Source organism: candidate division KSB1 bacterium (assembly GCA_016214895.1).
Taxonomy (GTDB): Bacteria; Electryoneota; RPQS01; order RPQS01; family RPQS01; genus JACRMR01.
In genome coordinates this window covers 256,681-272,699 of sequence record JACRMR010000012.1, presented here as the reverse complement: position 1 = coordinate 272,699, position 16,019 = coordinate 256,681, and the positions used below count along the sequence as shown (strand labels likewise).

Below are 16,019 nucleotides of genomic sequence, written 5' to 3'. Positions count from 1 at the left end.
GGGATATGCAGCGAGACACACATCTGGATCATCGCGACACGTCACTCCAGATCTCCGAGTATTTGCGGATCTTGTTCCGCGGACGCTGGGTGATCATTCTGACGTTTCTCGCCGTGGTCGGCGCCGTCACGTTCATGACGTACCGCATGCAGCCCGTCTATGTGGCGACCGCCAGCCTGTTGATCCGCAATGCCGACCAGATGGAGTCGCGGTTGCTGGATGAGAAACCGGAGCCGGTTTACAAATCGCGCAACCTGAATGCGATGGAGGTGATACAGAGTCGCCGGATTGCCGAGGCGGTAATCAAGTCGCTGGAGAACTCCTCCTATAAGGGGTTGCTGGAGATTCTCAAGGACACGGACCAGAATGGCGATCCGATTACCTATGACGCCCGTGTCGCTTCGCTGCGCCTGAAGCTTTCGGTCGAACTGCTGAAGGACACGGATGTGCTGAAAGTCAGCGTCTCCGCGCACACGCCATTTGAAGCGGCCTTTCTCACCGACGAAGTCGCCAAGCAGTACTATCTCTATTCGCTGCAGGAGGCGCGCGGCGAGCTGTCGGACATCCGGCAGTTCCTGGAACAGCAATTGGCCACCGTCCGCGAGCAGCTATCGCAGTCGGAGAATCTGGAGAAGACCTACAAGGAAAGCCAAAGCGTCTCGTCGCTGACTGACGAAACGACGCAGTTGGTGCGGCAATCCGCCGATATTCACACGCTCTACAATTCGACGGAGACGGAGTTGAACTCTGAGTTGCGGCGCCAGGACTTCCTGCGCAAGCAATTGCAGGACATCAAAGGCAGTCTGGTCGCCGACTTTGCCAGCCTCCAGAATCCGTTGATCGCGACATTGCAGCAGCAGATCGCCGACAAGCAAACCCGCATCGCGTCGCTGCTGGCGAATCCCGGTCCGGGCACGGACGAAACGGTCGCGGCCTTCGAAAACGAAGTTGACAATATCAAGGCCAAGCTGATCGAAGAGGTCCGCCGGCTCGCCGGCACGGGTACCGGCTCGATCGATCCCCTGCACACGTCGCAGGATCTGTTCGACATGCTGCTCACCACGCAGATCGAAGTCAAGTCGCTGACGGCTAAAGCCGAGGCGTTGCGCGATGTCATGCAGAATCTCGACTATCAGCTCGATCAGCTGCCGGAGAAGCAATTGGTGCTGGCGCGCTTGAGTCGGGATCGGCAGTTGAACGAGAACCTCTACGTGATGCTGAATGAGAAGTACGAAGAGAGCCGCATCACCGAGGCCGGTAAGTCCGCCGGGGTCGAAATCGTTGACACCGCGAAGCCGCCGGCCGAGCCGGTTCGCCCCAAGAAGAAGCTGAACATCCTGCTCGGCATCTTGTTCGGATTTGGTCTGGGTGTGGCCATTGCTTTCTTCCTCGAGTTTCTCGACGACACGATTAAGACCGGCGACGATCTTGAGCGCATTGGCCTGACCGTACTGGGCACGATTCCCGTCGTGCATACGGAAGCCATTCTGCGACGCTTGAAGCGCGAGGGTCGTGAATTCACCGAGGCCGACCTGCATCGCGTCGAATCGAAGCTGATCACCCGCTTTTCGCCGAAGTCGCCGATCAGCGAAGCTTACCGCAGCCTGCGGACGAACATCCAGTTCAGCGATATCGATCACCCCAAGCGGCTGCTGTTGATTACGTCTTCCGCCTCGAAGGAAGGCAAATCGACCTCCGCCGTGAATCTCGCCATTACGCTGGCGCAGATGGGCTCGAAGGTGCTGTTGATCGACAGCGATCTGCGGCGCCCGTCGCTGCACAATTTCTTTGGCCTCGACAAGACCTACGGCCTGTCCAATCTGCTCGTCGGCTCGCTTTCGTTCGACGACGTGATCAAGCACACGGAAGTGGACAAACTGGATCTGATCACCTCCGGGGATATTCCGCCCAATCCGGCGGAGATGGTCGCCTCCGAGAGCATGAAGAAGTTCCTCGCGGATGCGCGTGCGCGCTATCAGTACGTGGTGGTGGACAGTCCGCCGGTGATTGCCGTGACGGACGCCGCTGTGTTGGCCACGCGGGTGGACGGCACGATTTTGGTCGTCAGTTCCGCCTATACCAACAAGCGCGATATTCAGCGTGCGGTGAGTCTGATCCGCAACGTGCGCGCGGGCGTGATGGGCACGATCCTGAACAATCTGGACATCAAGAAGATTTACGGGTCGTACTATTACTACTTCCATTATTACCAGTACTACTATTACTACGGATCGGACCGTTCGAAGGCGCGGCAGAAGCGACAACCGAGTTCGGTCGATACCGAGCAGATGACCTGAGATCGGGCGTGTGAACCGCAACGAATCGGGATGCTGAGGTCGGTCGTCGTCCGACCTCTTCGTTTTGAGTCTTCCAAGCCGCTGTAGTCCAGCCTCGCCCATCCGTAATCTTCGACTCTGATTCGCGTCGCGTCATGCTCCGCCGGCTCCGTTCTGCAGAATTCCCCGCTCCGCATTTCCGCCTTTCCGAATTTGCCTCTGCGCCCATACCCCGATACCTTCGAGCTTCCGCACGGCGGCTTCCGCCTTCACTCTCCCGCGAAGCTCAACCTCGGCCTGCATGTGATCGGCAAGCGGCCGGACGGCTATCACGAACTCGAGACGTTGTATCAGGAAATTGACTGGTTCGACGACATGGAGTTCCATCCGTCCTCGGGCTGGAGTCTTGAGGTCGTGGGCAGCTCCGAGGTCTCAGCCGGACCCGGCAACCTCATCACTAAGGCGGCACAACTCCTCGCCGAAACCGCCGGGACGGTTCCGCGGGGTCGGGTGGTGCTGCACAAGTCGCTGCCCGTCGGTGGCGGCGTCGGCGGCGGTTCGTCGAACGGAGCGCTGGCCCTGATTGGCCTCTCCCGGCTTTGGGGGCTGGACTGGCCGGTCTCCCGGCTCCATCCGCTCGCCGCTCGATTGGGCTCCGACTGCGCGTTCTTCCTCTATGGCGGCCTGGCGATCGGTCGAGGGCGAGGCGAACTCCTCGAACTTCTCCCTGCTAATTGCGACGGTGCTTTCCTGCTGGCCGTGCCTAACCTTGGCATCCGCACTCCGTGGGTCTTTGAAAATGCTCAATTTCCCTTGACAGACAGTGCGAAAAGTGTTATTTTACAATCTCGTATCAATCCCATACTCGCCTCGGAGAACTGGCCAGCGTTTGTTTTTAACGACCTGGAAAATATAGTTTTAGAGTCGTTTCCCGAGATTGCTGCACTTCGGCAACGTATCGCCGCTGCCGGAGCGGAGGCCGTATTGCTCTCGGGCAGCGGGTCATGTGTGTTTGGTATTTTTCGCGATCAGACTCAGGCAAGGCATGCCGCGCTGCAGCTTGGGTCGTCCGTGACCGTGCGTGTCTGTCTGGCCGTGGCTCGTCCGCGGTCCTGACCATTCCCGTCCCCGGTCCCGGTGTCGCGAGCAGAAACATCTCACGGAAGGGACAGGAAAGCGCACGTGAACATCACCGAGGTGAATATCAACCTTCGGGATGAGGACAAGCTCAAGGCATTCGTGAACATCACGTTCGACGATGTCTTTGTGGTCCGCGGGCTGAAGGTGATTGAGGGCAAGAACGGCTTGTTCGTTTGCATGCCCAGCCGGAAGCTCGAAGACGGCACCTACAAGGACATTGCGCATCCGATTTCGAACGAGTTCCGCCAACACCTTGAGGAGACCATCCTCGAAGAGTACCGGCGAATCGCGGCCGCCACCGAAGCGATTCCCAATGCGCCGGGCCACGGCGGATTCGGTACCATCGGCGGCATCGTAGATTAAGGCGGAATCGTCGGCTGGCCCGACGGCACTCCGTTGGGGCGTAGCCAAGTTGGTAAGGCACCAGGTTTTGGTCCTGGCATCCGGAGGTTCGAGTCCTTCCGCCCCAGCCATGGCGTCACAATATGTGGACGTCGTGCGCGAGCACCGGACGTGGCGATTACATCGGTGAGTAACACCGCCGCGCGGATCGCGGCATTTCAAACAGGATGAATCAGGTTTCCAGCGCGCCGCTGAAGCTGTTTACAGGGACGTCCCATCGCGGGCTGGGCGAAGCCGTTGCGCGTCACCTGGGCCTGACTCTCGGTCAGGCCGCGGTCAACCGCTTTTCGGACGGTGAAATCGGAGTTCAGTTTGAAGAGAACATCCGCGGCTGCGACGTCTTCCTTCTTCAGCCGACGTGTCCGCCCGCGGATAATCTGATGGAACTCCTGATCATGATTGACGCGGCCAAACGCGCGTCGGCGCGTCGCGTCACGGCGGTGCTGCCCTATTATGGCTACGCCCGGCAGGATCGCAAGGATGCTCCGCGAGTCTCGATCACCGCGCGCCTCGTCGCGGACTTGCTCGAAGCGGCGGGCACGCAGCGGGTCCTCACGATGGACCTGCACGCCGCGCAGATCCAGGGGTTCTTTAACATTCCGTTCGACCACCTTTACGCGTCCCGTCTGTTCGTCGAGCTGCTGCTCAAGCACCCGATCGAGAATCTGACGATCGTCGCTCCGGACGTCGGCTCCACGCGACTGGCCCGGTTCTACGCGAACTACCTAAAGACCGATTTTGTCATCGTGGATAAGATGCGCACAGCTCCCAACAAGGCCGTCGCGCTCAATCTCATCGGCGATGTTGACGGCAAGAACTGCCTGATCGTTGACGACATCATCGACACCGGCGGCACGTTTGCCGCGACCGTGGCGATGCTGCGCGAGAAGGGCGGGCGCGAGATTCACGCGGCGGTCACGCACCCCGTGCTCTCCGGCAAAGCGGTCGAGCGCGTGGAAGCCAGCGACATCAAGTGCCTTTGGGTTTGCGATACTTTGCCGACGCCGAAGGAATTTCTATTCCGCAAGATCCGCAAGTTGTCCACGGCCAAACTGTGGGCCGAGGCGATCAAGCGTATTCATCTCGAAGAGTCGATCAGCCACCTCTTTCTCGATACCTTCGTGACGGATAAGACGGCGGTGTCCCTGATCGACGAGACTCCGGATCTGTTCTCGGGCGTTACGGCCGCCGCCCACTGACCGAGTCGCCGAGCCGCTTTCCCGATACTCGATCTCATCTTCACAACCGATAAACCACCATGTCTGAAGTTCGTTTGCGCGCCGAAGTGCGCGATCTCAAGAAGACCACGAATGCCAAACTTCGCCGCGCCGGCATTGTCCCCGGGGTGTACTACACTCGCACCGGCGAGACCCGGACATTGCAGTTCGAGGCGCGGAATCTGAACAACCTGATGCGGCAGGAGATCGGTCTGCTGCACGTCGAGCTGAACGGCGAGACGCTCCCGTGCATCGTGCGCGAAGTCCAGCGCCATCCAACTCGTCGCGACGTGGTGCACATTGACCTGATGGGCATCGTCGTCGGTCAGAAGTTGCGAGTCCACGTTACGGTTCATCCGACCGGCACGGCGCGTGGCATCAAAGAGGGCGGCACCCTTGAGCTCGTCCTGCGCGAACTCGAGATCGAGTGTGAACCTGCCGATCTCCCCACGCACATCGATATTGATGTGACAAATCTTAGCGTGAACGAGGGCGTCCGCATCGAGGATTTGCGGCTCCCGGGAGTGACCGTTCACGGTGACCAGCACGCCACGGTCGTCCACGTGATTCCGCCGCGCGTCGTGGCGGAAGCGGCCGCGACGGTCGCCGCGCCGACGGAATCCAAGGAGCCTGAAGTCATCCGCGAGAAGAAAGTGGAAGAGGCTCCGAAGAAGGACGACAAGAAGAAGTAGGCCTTGCCGCTCATCGCGGGTTTGGGCAACCCCGGTGCGGAGTACGACGGTACGCCGCATAACGTGGGATTTGAGGTCGTGGATCTCCTGGCGGCGCGTGCCGGCCTGCGCTGGAAGCGTTCGCGCGCCGGCGACGCCAACGAGGTGGTATTGCCGACCGCTCCGCGAGTCGTCCTGCTCAAGCCGTTGACCTATATGAACCGGTCGGGCGGCGCCGTGAGCGCGGTGTTGCGTTACTATCAGTTGACCGCGGCCGAACTGCTCGTCGTTTGCGACGACGTCAATCTTCCGGAATCTCACCTGCGCTTTCGCGAGCAGGGCGGAGCCGGCGGTCAGAAAGGCCTGCTCTCGATCATTCACACTCTCGGTACCGATCGCATTGCCCGGCTGCGGATTGGGGTCGGCGGCGGGGCACCGGGAGCTGATGTCGCCGCCCATGTCCTCTCCCGGTTCCGCGGGGAGTCGCGAAAACGGATGGACGAGACGGTCGAGCGCGCCGCTGCCGCCGTAGAATGTTTTCTCCATGACGGTCTGGCCGCGGCCATGAACCGTTTTAATACAAGCAAGTCTGACAATTCACCCCCTTCCGGCGCACCCGAGTCGCCGGACCAATAAGTCCACAGGGAGTCCCAGAAACAAGATGCATACGTACGAACTGGTGCTGGTGTTCGATCCGAACCTCGAGAATGAGCAGATTGAGACCGAGTTGCGTCGATTTCAGGAGATTATTGCGGCGGACGGCACAACCCGTCGTTGGGAGCGTTGGGGCAAGCGTCGCTTGACCTACGAAATCCGTGGTCGTCAATACGGCTATTATGCGCTCGCGATGTTCGATCTGAACACCGCCGCCGTGGCGGAGCTTGATCGCCTGGTGCGCATCAGCCCCACGGTCATCCGTCATTTGATTACTCTGTTGCCCGCTGCTCGTGCGCCGGAAATCGACGCGGAGGCGGTTCGCACGCTGGGCGCTACCGCTCCGGCTTCGATTCCGGACGGCGAGGTCGCGCCGACCGGCGAGGCCGCGATTGTCGAAGAACTCCCGGTGGACGATATCGTTCCGGAGCCGACTCCGGAAGTCGAAACAGAGTAGACAGCTCCCGGCTGCCGGCCGCATTCGAGGCACCTTTCCGAACCTACCAGAACCTCATAAGCGATTGACCCGGATAAGCAATGGGAGAGAACCATGGCTGACTTGCGCATGCCGGACATTAACAGCGTGATCATTGTCGGAAACCTGATCAAGGATCCCAGTTTTCGGACGACGACGAGCGGCGTGCCGGTGGCGAACTTTACGATTGCCAGCAATCGGAAGTTCAAAGACAACAGTGGGCAGATCAAAGAGGATGTGTGTTTCATCGGCGTCGTCGCGTGGTACAAGTTGGCGGAAAGCTGCTATGAGAATCTGCGGAAGGGGAGTGCAGTCCTCGTCGAAGGGGAATTGCAGAGCCGCAGTTGGAAGACGGAAGACGGGTTTAATCGTAACACGATTGAGATCAAGGCGCGTCGGATTCAGTTCCTGAATCGCCGCGAGGCGCATCATGATGACATCGAGTTCTACGAGAATCATCATGAAGGAACGGAGCACGTTGATGCCTCCGAACTCCCGCCGCCGGATCACGAACCGGAGCCGGCCCGCGCGGAGGGCGACTTCGGCTTCGGTTACAAGGGCATTAAGATCTGACCCGTCGCGGCGGATCGGTATCCTCCGCCGAGGCACCCGTCTTCGGGCGCCCGGAATCGGAGCGTCGGGTCCTTCCCCGGATTCCGGGGAAGTTGGATGGGTCGGTTTGTCTGACTGAATCCCTGTCGTCGCCGTCCGCGCTTCACGTTTGCATTTTTCAACATCAACATAGTCTGGAAAAGGAACGATGCAGGTTATCTTACGTAAAGAGTATCAGTCGCTTGGAAATGTAGGCGATGTGGTCAGTGTCAAACCCGGTTACGCGCGCAATTACTTGATCCCGCGCGGCATCGCGTTCGCGGCGACCACGGCCAGCCTCTCCAAGCTTGATCATGAAAAGAAGATGCTGCAGCTCGCGGATATGAAGGAGCGCCGCAAGGCCGGCGACTTGCGCGCGAAGCTGGACGGCCTGCGCCTGTTGAAAGGCGTGCAGACCGGTGAAGAAGATCGCATGTTCGGTTCGGTCACGTCATCCGATATCGCCGAACTGATCAAGGAACGCGGTATAGAGATCGATCGCCGCAAGATTCAGCTCGAAGAACCGATCAAGCACTTGGGTGAATTCGACATTCCGATCAAGCTGCATCGCGAAGTTGTAGTGACGATTAAGCTCGACGTCGTGAAGAGCTGATCGCGCTTTCGCGCGAGGCGAGTAAGTATGAACGAGGCGGCCATCACGGTCGCCTCGTCTTTGCTCTCGGGATCACCCCCTGCTTCAGCGGGGGGGCCGGGGGGGGTCTCGGAGTTTCCGCGCGCCGGAATCGGAGTGTCGCCCCCCCCAAATTCCGATTTGGGGGGGCAGGGGGGGTCTCGGAGTTTCCGCCGAGCCGTGCGTCACCACACGGCCGGAATAGGAGAGTCACCCCGAGTGAAGCGTCGGCCCTCCCCCCACATCGAACGGTGCCGGGGGGTCGCGCCTTCGCGCACCAGCCGTCTCCGTCCACGGAGACCACTCTGCCCATAGGGAACTCAGATGGGGCCGGACCGATCCACTGGCCCCAGAGACAACTACTTGCCCATAAAATCAATCAATTACGCAAATATTAAAAATAAAGCTTGATATCTAAGAGAATTTTTCTTATATTGTACACATGAAACATGAACTGCGCATAATAGGAGGAGGTCGGTCGGCAAGAGCTATCCAAACCGGCAGAAACCCACCACGAGAAATCCCGGCTAACTTCAGCCGGGATTTGTAGTAAGGTAGTTCGTTCGGTCAAAAAATATTTCCGCCATGCCTGCCATATCTAAGTAGATCATCGTCGCCTATCCGAGAATCTTGGTGTACTTCCTCAAAAACCTGCCGACCATCCACAAGACGAGCGATATCGCCAGGACCGTACTCCACATCGTGCTAAACCCCGTCCAGTTGCCGGCAAATCCGCTTCGCAGCATCTCCAACGCGAAGAACGAAGCCCCCAATGCCGCCAGTCCGTACACCTCTCCGCGAAACGCCGCCCGAAAACTGAACCGATACTGCGGTCGTCGCCAACGAGCAAGCCGCGGCACCATGAACGACGTCTGCTCCCCCCACTTCACATACACCTCGCCGAACTTATCCGTGAGATATCGCTCCTCGGCCGCGGCGATCCGCTCGTAGTACATCCAATAAGCAAACACCGCGAACAGGATGAAAAAAACGGACTGCGTGAACATCACGAGTCCGGTAAACATCACCACGTTGCCAAGATAGAGCGGATGCCGGCACACGGAGTACAAGCCGCTCGTATTCAGATGGTCCGCGATCTGCTCTCGCGTATTTCGTCCGGAGGTTCCGGGTTGCGCGTAGCCAATCGCGATCGCGCGGATCACGACCCCGCTCAGCGCGATCAGCAAGCACGACATCTGATACACCGTGTCCGCGGTTCCCTGCAACCGGCCCAGCTTCTGCTGAGACCACATGGCCGCCGCCGCCGGCGGCAGCAACAACAGCGGCAAGTAGCTTCGCCAGCGAAACAACCAACGACCACGCCGCTCAAACTCCCGCGACAGCGGAGTGCTCACACTCATGCGTGAGCGGCTTCGAGCTTCCGCCGGATCAACTCCGGCAACTGCGACGCCGTAACCCGAATTTGCTCGAGCGAATCGCGGTCGCGCAGCGTCACGGTCTGATCTTCCTTCGTCTGATAATCCACGGTGATCCCCCACGGCGTGCCAATCTCGTCCATCCGGCGATAGCGGCGTCCGATCGAGCCCTGCTGGTCTGTGAACACCGTGCATGTTCTACGCAAATCGCTGGCGATATTCTCCGCGATCTCCGCCAATCCATCCTTCTTCACCAGCGAAAACACGCCGACCTTAATCGGTGCAATCGCCGGCGACAGATGCAGCACCGTCCGCGCCTCGCCCTCTTGCACATCTTCTTCATACGCATCGAGCAGCGTGACGAGCAGCGTGCGGTTCAATCCCGCCGAGGTCTCCACGATGTACGGCACATAGCGCTCTTTGGACTCTTCCTCGAAATAGTTCAAGTCCTTTCCCGAAAACTCGGCATGCCGCTTCAAGTCGAAGTCCGTACGATTGTGGATACCTTCCAGTTCTTGCCAGCCGAACGGAAACTCATATTCGATATCGTATGCGTCAGCCGCATAATGCGCCAGCTCCTCTTTCGTGTGCTGATGCAGCCGCAGCTTTTCCTTGCGAATTCCGAGTTTCAGATAGTAGTTGAAGCGCTCGTCGCGCCAGCTCTGCAGCCACTTCGAGTCGTCGCCCGGCTTCACGAAGAACTGCATCTCCATCTGCTCGAATTCGCGCGTGCGGAAAATGAAATTCCCCGGCGTGATCTCATTGCGGAACGCCTTTCCGATCTGCGCGATCCCGAACGGAATCTTCACGCGCGCGGTGTTCGTCACGTTCATATAGTTGACGTAGATGCCCTGCGCCGTCTCCGGTCGCAAGTACACCTGCGCCGAGGTCTCTTCCACGGGGCCCAGCCACGTGCGCAGCATCAGATTGAACAATCGCGGCTCCGTCAGCGTGCCTTTCGTTCCGCAGGACGGGCAGAGCGCCTCGCTCCAGCGCAGCTGCTTCAGGTGTTCGATATCCCCCTCGCCGCCCTCCGGAATATCCCCGCCGTCCATCAGCGCCGCCAGCTTCCGCTTCACCCGCCAGTTCTTCACCAGATCCTGTGCCTTGAACCGTGCCTTGCACTGCTTGCAATCGACCAGCGGATCGACAAATCCGGCAACGTGTCCTGATGCTTCCCACACCCGCGGGTGCATCAGAATCGCAGCGTCGATGCCGACGATGTTGTCGTGCAACTGCGTCATCTCGCGCCACCAGAACGCGGCGATATTGTTTTTCAGCGCAATCCCGTACGGGCCATAATCCCAGGTTGAGGACAAGCCGCCATAGATTTCCGAGGACTGAAAGACAAAGCCGCGCCGCTTGCAGAGGCTGACGACCTTATCCATGAGATTCTGTTGTGCCATGCTTTCGGTTACAATCTGAGGGGAGGAGCGATCCGGTAGGCGGCGTTCGCCGCCGCTACCAGTTAAGCGCGTCGAGCGACCGCAAGTGACCCTTCACCGGCAGGTGCGCCTCGACATACTGTGCGAGAAAGTGATTTAGTTCGGCTGTAACACGCGAATTGACGGTGATCCTCGCCGCGAACTCGGCGGAGGCCTCCGGTAAACGCGCCAGTAGCGCGAAGGCTTCGGGCGACAACTCGCCGTCACGATTCGCGCGCGGATCGACGGTCGGATGCAGGAACGCGCCGTCCTGGATTCGGTAGCGCAGGCCGCCGGAAAACGGCGGAATTAGCGTGCGACCAGATTCGCCGCAGGTCGCGAGCTGCAATTGAAACCCGAGCACACGATGCAATTCGAGTTCGAATCTCCAGAGCAGCGGCAGGGGATTCGCGGGGCGAATGTCCAGCGCCGCCAGTACGGATGCGGCCGCGTCGTACAGCGCGGGCAATGCGTCATTCTCGCGCGTCGATCTGGTCAGCAGCTCGATCACCGAGCTTGCCACGGCGAGCAATGTGAAATCTGTACGCAGTCCGAGCCGCGGGCGATCGATGGACCATTCCTTGACGAGCTGCAACTCGCGCGTGCTTTTCACGTAGGCGACGAATTGAGCCTCGGTGAAGACCTCCAGCCCCGCGTTCGACCCGGTCTTCTTCTTTGCCCGGGCGCCCTTGACCATCAGACCGAGTTTTCCGTATTCGCGCGTGAAGACGGTCAAGATGACCGAGGTTTCACCGTGCGGAATATTCCGCAGCACGATTCCGGTTGTGCGGAGCAGCGTCGGCATAACCTGTTAGCGCGCGGCCGCCGCGCTGACGACATCGCTCAGGCGCACCCACTCCTGCGGTGTCAGCGTTTCCGGCCGGCGCGTGAAGTCGAGTTCGCACTTCTGCCAGTGCGGATGCACCCCGGCCAGTTCCGACAGCGTACTCTTGAGCATCTTCCGCCGCTGATGAAAGCACCACCGCACGATCCGCTCCAGTAGTGGCATGTCGTACGGCAGCGCGGGCGGAATTCGCAGGAAATCGAGGCGGATCACGCCGCCGTCCACCTGCGGTTCCGGTCGAAAGGCGCTGGCCGGCACGGTCAGCACGGGATAGCAATTCGCCTCAAGCTGCGCGAACACCGACAGCTTTCCCCAGGCCTTGGTCCCGGGGCGCGCCGTCACGCGGTCCGCGACTTCCCGCTGCATCATAAGCACGGCGCAGTCGATCCACGGCAGCGACGGATCGGTGCGCGCCCTGCGGACATGCACCATCAACTTGTACAACACCTCGGCCGCGAGATGATACGGCAGATTGCCCACGACCTTGTTTTGATCACCGGACTTGAGCACCGCCGCAAAGTCGGTGTCCAGAAAATCTTCGTGACGCAGTTCGAAGTTCGCGTGACTGGCGAATTGTGCCGCCAGCGGAGCGATCAACCGGTTATCGATCTCGACCGCGACCACCTGGCACGGTTTGCGGACCAGCTCGTGGGAAAGTACTCCGCGCCCCGGTCCGATTTCCAGTACAGTATCACCGCTCGCAAGATTCAGCGCATCGACAATCTGCGCCGCGTACCCGGTCTCGACCAGAAAGCACTGGCCGAGGCTTTTCTTGGCGGGTGCTGCTCGCGCCGCCGCCTGCGGCGGCTTTCGCCTGTCCCTCGCGCGTCCGTGAATCAAAACAGATAATCGACTTGAATGCGGAACGCGAGTGAACTCTTCACCACATTATCCGCGGCGTAATTATGCCCCGGCACCGGCGCCGGCGGATATTCGTTGCTGTCGCGCGCCTGCACCCAGGTGTGTGGCCAGCCGGTGTCGCCGGTGAGTTTGAAGCGGAACGACATTGCGTCGGAAACTCGGCTCGAAATTGCCAGCCACCAGCGTGCGGACTTGCCGTCCAGCACGGTGAAATCGGTGTCCTCGAAATTCCAGAAGAAGCCGTCGTACATGATCCAGGCGGCGCGCGCGCGGAGATTGCTCGAGAAATTGTGCGTAACCTGCGCGCCCATCGCTTCGGCGGGCGAAGCCGCCTGCGCATCGATCGGCGACTGGCCGGTCGGATCGACCTCGCCGACGAGTCGCGGACGCGGCGTAAAGCGCGTGTAGCCGTTGGTGTACAGCAACTGCAAATTGTCGAAGCGGGACAGTCGGTATTCGAGCGTCAGGCGGCTCTCATAAGTCTGGAATCCCGTCTCCCGCGCGGGCTCGAAGTTCCAGCGACCTTGCAGCTTCTGGCGCACGCGCAGGACAATCGGCCAGACCGGGCGATAGGCGATCTTTGCCACCCATCGGTAATAGTCCGCCTGGTCGGCGACGCGCGTCCAGTTGTCCATCTCCGCATCGACCACCAGCGGCCGCGCCACCTGATAGCGGCTCTCCAGAAAGACCCCGCGCTCCGCTTGCGGCACGGCGGAATTACGTTGCAGCTGCGCGAAGACCGGATTCGACAGGTAGAACTCATCCTCGTAAGTCGTGCCCTTGTAGCGGGAGTAGTTGGCGAATCCGCGCGAGTACGGATTGTCGTATCCGATATCGTAATCGCGATAGAGCGCGAGCACGCTCAGTGAATTCCACTGCGCGTGCAACAGCGTGACGAGTGCATGCGGGTCATCGCCGGCGGCAAACGCAGCACCCGTGTGCTCGAGTTCGGCGTACTCGAATTGCCAGGTATAGTTCTTGATGACGGACATTACGTCCAGCCCGAACACGCGGCGTACGGAGCGCGAATTCAACCACAGCGCGGAGCCGTTCGTGGATCGAAAACCGTTCGTGACTTCGGGATTGACCTCGTTATCGACGATCTCATCGCGCTCTTGCGGATCGATCACCGGATACACCTCGACGACGGTATCAATGCCCATATCGGTGACGGCATTGAAGAAATAGCCCTGACCGAATTCCGGTTTCAACGGCCGATCATACATGAACTGCGTCGCGATCAGGCCCAGCGATGTGCCGGGCCACGGCCGAACGGCCAACTCACCCCCGACGGCGACTTCGCGGACGGAGTTGATCATGGACTGCGTTCCTTCGAACGCCGGAATCGTGACCGTATCTCCGTTTTCAAGTTTGTACCGCATCGGGTACGCATCTTCATCCGTTCGCGGATTCAGCGAGATCAACCGGTTCAGGGAGCCGTCGGGATTGAGAATCGCGTCTTTGCGCCGGTTTGAGGCGAAGCCGACGGCTTTGAGCTTGCCCAGGGTGGACTCGAACGCAATGCCATGCAAGGTAAACTCGCGCGCGCGCGACAGATCGGGTGCGACGCCGGTAATGCGTTTGTCGAAACCGAATCCCGAATAGCGCGGCGAGAAGTAATCGCCGCTCTCCATCGACACGCCCTGGCCGAAGGAGACTTGATAGTCACCTGCGTAAATGCGATCGAGGCGGAGCGGACCGAGCTTGCGTTTCTCCGTTCCGACAAACCACTTGGCCTCGGGAACACGGAAGCCTTCCTCGCTCGCGTAATGCGTGCGTTCGCCCAGGCCGCGATGCCAGAGCATGCCGCCCTTGAATTGATGATTATAGTTGAGGCGGAGCTTATGGCTCACATCCGGCTTGGGATCGACGAGCTCCGCCGGATCGATCGCCAACTCTTCGTCGGCGAAGTACGGCGTGTTATAGGCGCGAAACGTATAGTTGCCGTGGAGCCTGCGTTGCAGCCGCGTCTCCTCATAACCGATGTAGTTGCGTGCATTGCGATAGCCCCAATCCGAGAGACCGGGCACGGCACGCAGGTCGCGGCTTCCGCGAATCGCTCCCTGTCGCTGGACCTGATTGTAGATCGCCACGGCATCCGCGGGCGAGACATTCTGCAAATCCATCAATTCATCGAGCGTCGCCTCATTCACATTCATGGGTTCCAGCAGCCGATCGATCCACTCATCGACCAGACCCACGTTGGTGCCCTCTTCGGTCCCGAGATTCTCGATGCGATAATAGGCATCCTCGATCCGCTGGCCGCGATCCTCACCCGGTCGCGGCGGATTTACGCGCACCCGCTCCTTGAGTTCCTTGAGCGTGGCCGGATCGATCGTGGACAGCTCTTCGACCTCGAAGATCGACTTGAACGGCCCCTCATAGAGCAGCCGTTGCCAGATTTGATCGACCTGCTCCGCGCTCAACGGCAGCGACTGAAGCTGCTGGAGTGTAGCCGCGTTCAGATCGAGCTGCTCGGCCGCGAGGCCCCTGGCGGCGAACGCGATCAGCAGCGCGGCGGTTAGGCAAAAGAGTCTCATTCGCCGCGCCACAGCTCGAAGACGGACTTGTCCAGGTCGAAGCCGATCCCGATCAAGTGCGACGGCGCGAGCACGGGATGGTAGATGAACGCATAGTCAACAACCAGTTCGCGCCAATGCAGTCCGAAGCCGCCGGTGAACGAATTAGGATTCGTGATGATTCCGAAGCGCAGGTCGAACGGTTTGGCGACCGCCGCTTGAATGCCGCCCTTGAATTGCGCCTCGCCGGAGAGAATTCGTTCCAGATCGAACGTGGTACGCACGCCGTAATAGGGTGTGTAGGCCAGACCGCCGCTGAAGATGCGCGGCAGTTGGCGTTTGAGGCCTGTGCCCAGCTCGGGATTGTTGATATTCTTCATCGAACCCGCGAGCCGGAACCGATCCCAGAGTTGCGCGGTCGCGCCGACATCCAGTCCGAGCGTTGCCGCGCTACCCAGCTCTTCCGACCCGCTCGTGCCGGAAACGGATTCCCCGAGATTGTAGCCGATGATTTTGGCGGTGTAGCCGAACGCGAGCGAGGAGTGGATGTCCTCTTGCAGCAGCAGTCCGTGCGACACGCTGATCTCATTTTCTGCTGCGAGGGTGTAGCCGCCGTCGCGCGTCCCCAACGTTTGGAAGACGATGGCAATGCCACCGGCCTTCCCGGGGAGTTGGGTGGATCCCGCGGCGGACATGTGGGAAAGAAAACTCAGCCCCCAGATGTTCTGATAGGCAAACCGGCCTTGCGTTCCTTTGGAGTAGGCCAGCCCGGCGGGATTCCAGAACGGCGCCTCGGCGCCGGAAGCCGCCGCGGTGTAGGCTCCGCCAACGGCCTGCGCTGCGGGGACGGGCGGATTGGGATTCGAGACCAACTGTGCTTCAGCGGCGAACGAAAAAACGCAGAGCGAAGCGCCAAAGGAAAGTAGTTTTAGCATGAA

Annotated in this window: 15 protein-coding genes and 1 tRNA gene; 10 read left to right on the top strand and 6 right to left on the bottom strand. The window is 60.0% G+C overall.

Annotation, left to right across the window (positions count from 1 at the left end; translation table 11 throughout):
- The first annotated feature begins 5 nt into the window (after positions 1-5).
- The 10 genes from HZB60_07390 (at position 6) to HZB60_07345 (ending at position 8,039) form a co-directional block, all read left to right on the top strand.
- Complete coding sequence (locus HZB60_07390) at positions 6-2,297, top strand: polysaccharide biosynthesis tyrosine autokinase (GenBank protein MBI5059583.1); 2,292 nt, start codon at positions 6-8, stop codon at positions 2,295-2,297.
- 192 nt (positions 2,298-2,489) lie between these two features.
- Positions 2,490-3,392 carry a 4-(cytidine 5'-diphospho)-2-C-methyl-D-erythritol kinase gene (ispE, locus tag HZB60_07385; protein ID MBI5059582.1) on the top strand — a complete coding sequence of 301 codons (903 nt, stop codon included), beginning with the start codon at positions 2,490-2,492 and terminating at the stop codon, positions 3,390-3,392.
- A 66-nt stretch (positions 3,393-3,458) separates the two neighbouring features.
- Positions 3,459-3,779: a septation regulator SpoVG gene (spoVG, locus tag HZB60_07380; GenBank protein ID MBI5059581.1), complete on the top strand. Its 321-nt coding sequence runs from the start codon at positions 3,459-3,461 to the stop codon at positions 3,777-3,779.
- 34 nt (positions 3,780-3,813) lie between these two features.
- Positions 3,814-3,889: transfer RNA gene (locus HZB60_07375), tRNA-Gln, on the top strand.
- 96 nt (positions 3,890-3,985) lie between these two features.
- Positions 3,986-5,017: a ribose-phosphate pyrophosphokinase gene (locus HZB60_07370; GenBank protein MBI5059580.1), complete on the top strand. Its 1,032-nt coding sequence runs from the start codon at positions 3,986-3,988 to the stop codon at positions 5,015-5,017.
- 59 nt (positions 5,018-5,076) lie between these two features.
- Complete coding sequence (locus tag HZB60_07365) at positions 5,077-5,727, top strand: 50S ribosomal protein L25 (GenBank protein ID MBI5059579.1); 651 nt, start codon at positions 5,077-5,079, stop codon at positions 5,725-5,727.
- Between the two features lie 3 nt (positions 5,728-5,730).
- Positions 5,731-6,342: an aminoacyl-tRNA hydrolase gene (locus HZB60_07360; GenBank protein MBI5059578.1), complete on the top strand. Its 612-nt coding sequence runs from the start codon at positions 5,731-5,733 to the stop codon at positions 6,340-6,342.
- A gap of 25 nt (positions 6,343-6,367) precedes the next feature.
- Complete coding sequence (gene rpsF, locus HZB60_07355) at positions 6,368-6,817, top strand: 30S ribosomal protein S6 (protein MBI5059577.1); 450 nt, start codon at positions 6,368-6,370, stop codon at positions 6,815-6,817.
- A gap of 93 nt (positions 6,818-6,910) precedes the next feature.
- Complete coding sequence (gene ssb, locus HZB60_07350) at positions 6,911-7,408, top strand: single-stranded DNA-binding protein (GenBank protein ID MBI5059576.1); 498 nt, start codon at positions 6,911-6,913, stop codon at positions 7,406-7,408.
- Positions 7,409-7,595: 187 nt separating this feature from the next.
- Positions 7,596-8,039, top strand: a complete 444-nt coding sequence (locus HZB60_07345) for a 50S ribosomal protein L9 (protein ID MBI5059575.1) — start codon at positions 7,596-7,598, stop codon at positions 8,037-8,039.
- 635 nt (positions 8,040-8,674) lie between these two features.
- On the opposite strand, the gene HZB60_07340 is transcribed toward HZB60_07345, so the two are convergent.
- The 6 genes from HZB60_07340 to HZB60_07315 are packed head-to-tail and all read right to left on the bottom strand — an operon-like array spanning position 8,675 to position 16,016.
- Positions 8,675-9,418 carry a DUF1295 domain-containing protein gene (locus HZB60_07340; GenBank protein MBI5059574.1) on the bottom strand — a complete coding sequence of 248 codons (744 nt, stop codon included), beginning with the start codon at positions 9,416-9,418 and terminating at the stop codon, positions 8,675-8,677.
- Positions 9,415-10,839, bottom strand: a complete 1,425-nt coding sequence (locus HZB60_07335; GenBank protein ID MBI5059573.1) for a glycine--tRNA ligase — start codon at positions 10,837-10,839, stop codon at positions 9,415-9,417. Before HZB60_07335 ends, HZB60_07340 begins: the two co-directional genes overlap by 4 nt.
- Before the next feature lie 55 nt (positions 10,840-10,894).
- Positions 10,895-11,662: a DNA repair protein RecO gene (gene recO, locus HZB60_07330; GenBank protein MBI5059572.1), complete on the bottom strand. Its 768-nt coding sequence runs from the start codon at positions 11,660-11,662 to the stop codon at positions 10,895-10,897.
- A gap of 6 nt (positions 11,663-11,668) precedes the next feature.
- Complete coding sequence (gene rsmA / locus HZB60_07325) at positions 11,669-12,541, bottom strand: ribosomal RNA small subunit methyltransferase A (GenBank protein ID MBI5059571.1); 873 nt, start codon at positions 12,539-12,541, stop codon at positions 11,669-11,671.
- Positions 12,538-15,102, bottom strand: a complete 2,565-nt coding sequence (locus HZB60_07320) for a hypothetical protein (GenBank protein MBI5059570.1) — start codon at positions 15,100-15,102, stop codon at positions 12,538-12,540. Before HZB60_07320 ends, rsmA begins: the two co-directional genes overlap by 4 nt.
- Positions 15,099-16,016, bottom strand: coding sequence for a hypothetical protein (locus HZB60_07315; protein ID MBI5059569.1), 918 nt, complete (start codon positions 16,014-16,016; stop codon positions 15,099-15,101). Before HZB60_07315 ends, HZB60_07320 begins: the two co-directional genes overlap by 4 nt.
- Positions 16,017-16,019 lie beyond the last annotated feature (3 nt).

Bases quoted from the DNA above. Each gene is read 5' to 3' on its own strand.
- HZB60_07390 (MBI5059583.1), top strand. From the start codon at position 6: ATGCAGCGAGACACACATCTGGATCATCGCGACACGTCACTCCAGATC.
- HZB60_07370 (MBI5059580.1), top strand. From the start codon at position 3,986: ATGAATCAGGTTTCCAGCGCGCCGCTGAAGCTGTTTACAGGGACGTCC.
- HZB60_07365 (MBI5059579.1), top strand. From the start codon at position 5,077: ATGTCTGAAGTTCGTTTGCGCGCCGAAGTGCGCGATCTCAAGAAGACC.
- rpsF (MBI5059577.1), top strand. From the start codon at position 6,368: ATGCATACGTACGAACTGGTGCTGGTGTTCGATCCGAACCTCGAGAAT.
- ssb (MBI5059576.1), top strand. From the start codon at position 6,911: ATGGCTGACTTGCGCATGCCGGACATTAACAGCGTGATCATTGTCGGA.
- HZB60_07345 (MBI5059575.1), top strand. From the start codon at position 7,596: ATGCAGGTTATCTTACGTAAAGAGTATCAGTCGCTTGGAAATGTAGGC.
- HZB60_07340 (MBI5059574.1), bottom strand. From the start codon at position 9,418: ATGAGTGTGAGCACTCCGCTGTCGCGGGAGTTTGAGCGGCGTGGTCGT.
- HZB60_07335 (MBI5059573.1), bottom strand. From the start codon at position 10,839: ATGGCACAACAGAATCTCATGGATAAGGTCGTCAGCCTCTGCAAGCGG.
- recO (MBI5059572.1), bottom strand. From the start codon at position 11,662: ATGCCGACGCTGCTCCGCACAACCGGAATCGTGCTGCGGAATATTCCG.
- HZB60_07320 (MBI5059570.1), bottom strand. From the start codon at position 15,102: ATGAGACTCTTTTGCCTAACCGCCGCGCTGCTGATCGCGTTCGCCGCC.
- HZB60_07315 (MBI5059569.1), bottom strand. From the start codon at position 16,016: ATGCTAAAACTACTTTCCTTTGGCGCTTCGCTCTGCGTTTTTTCGTTC.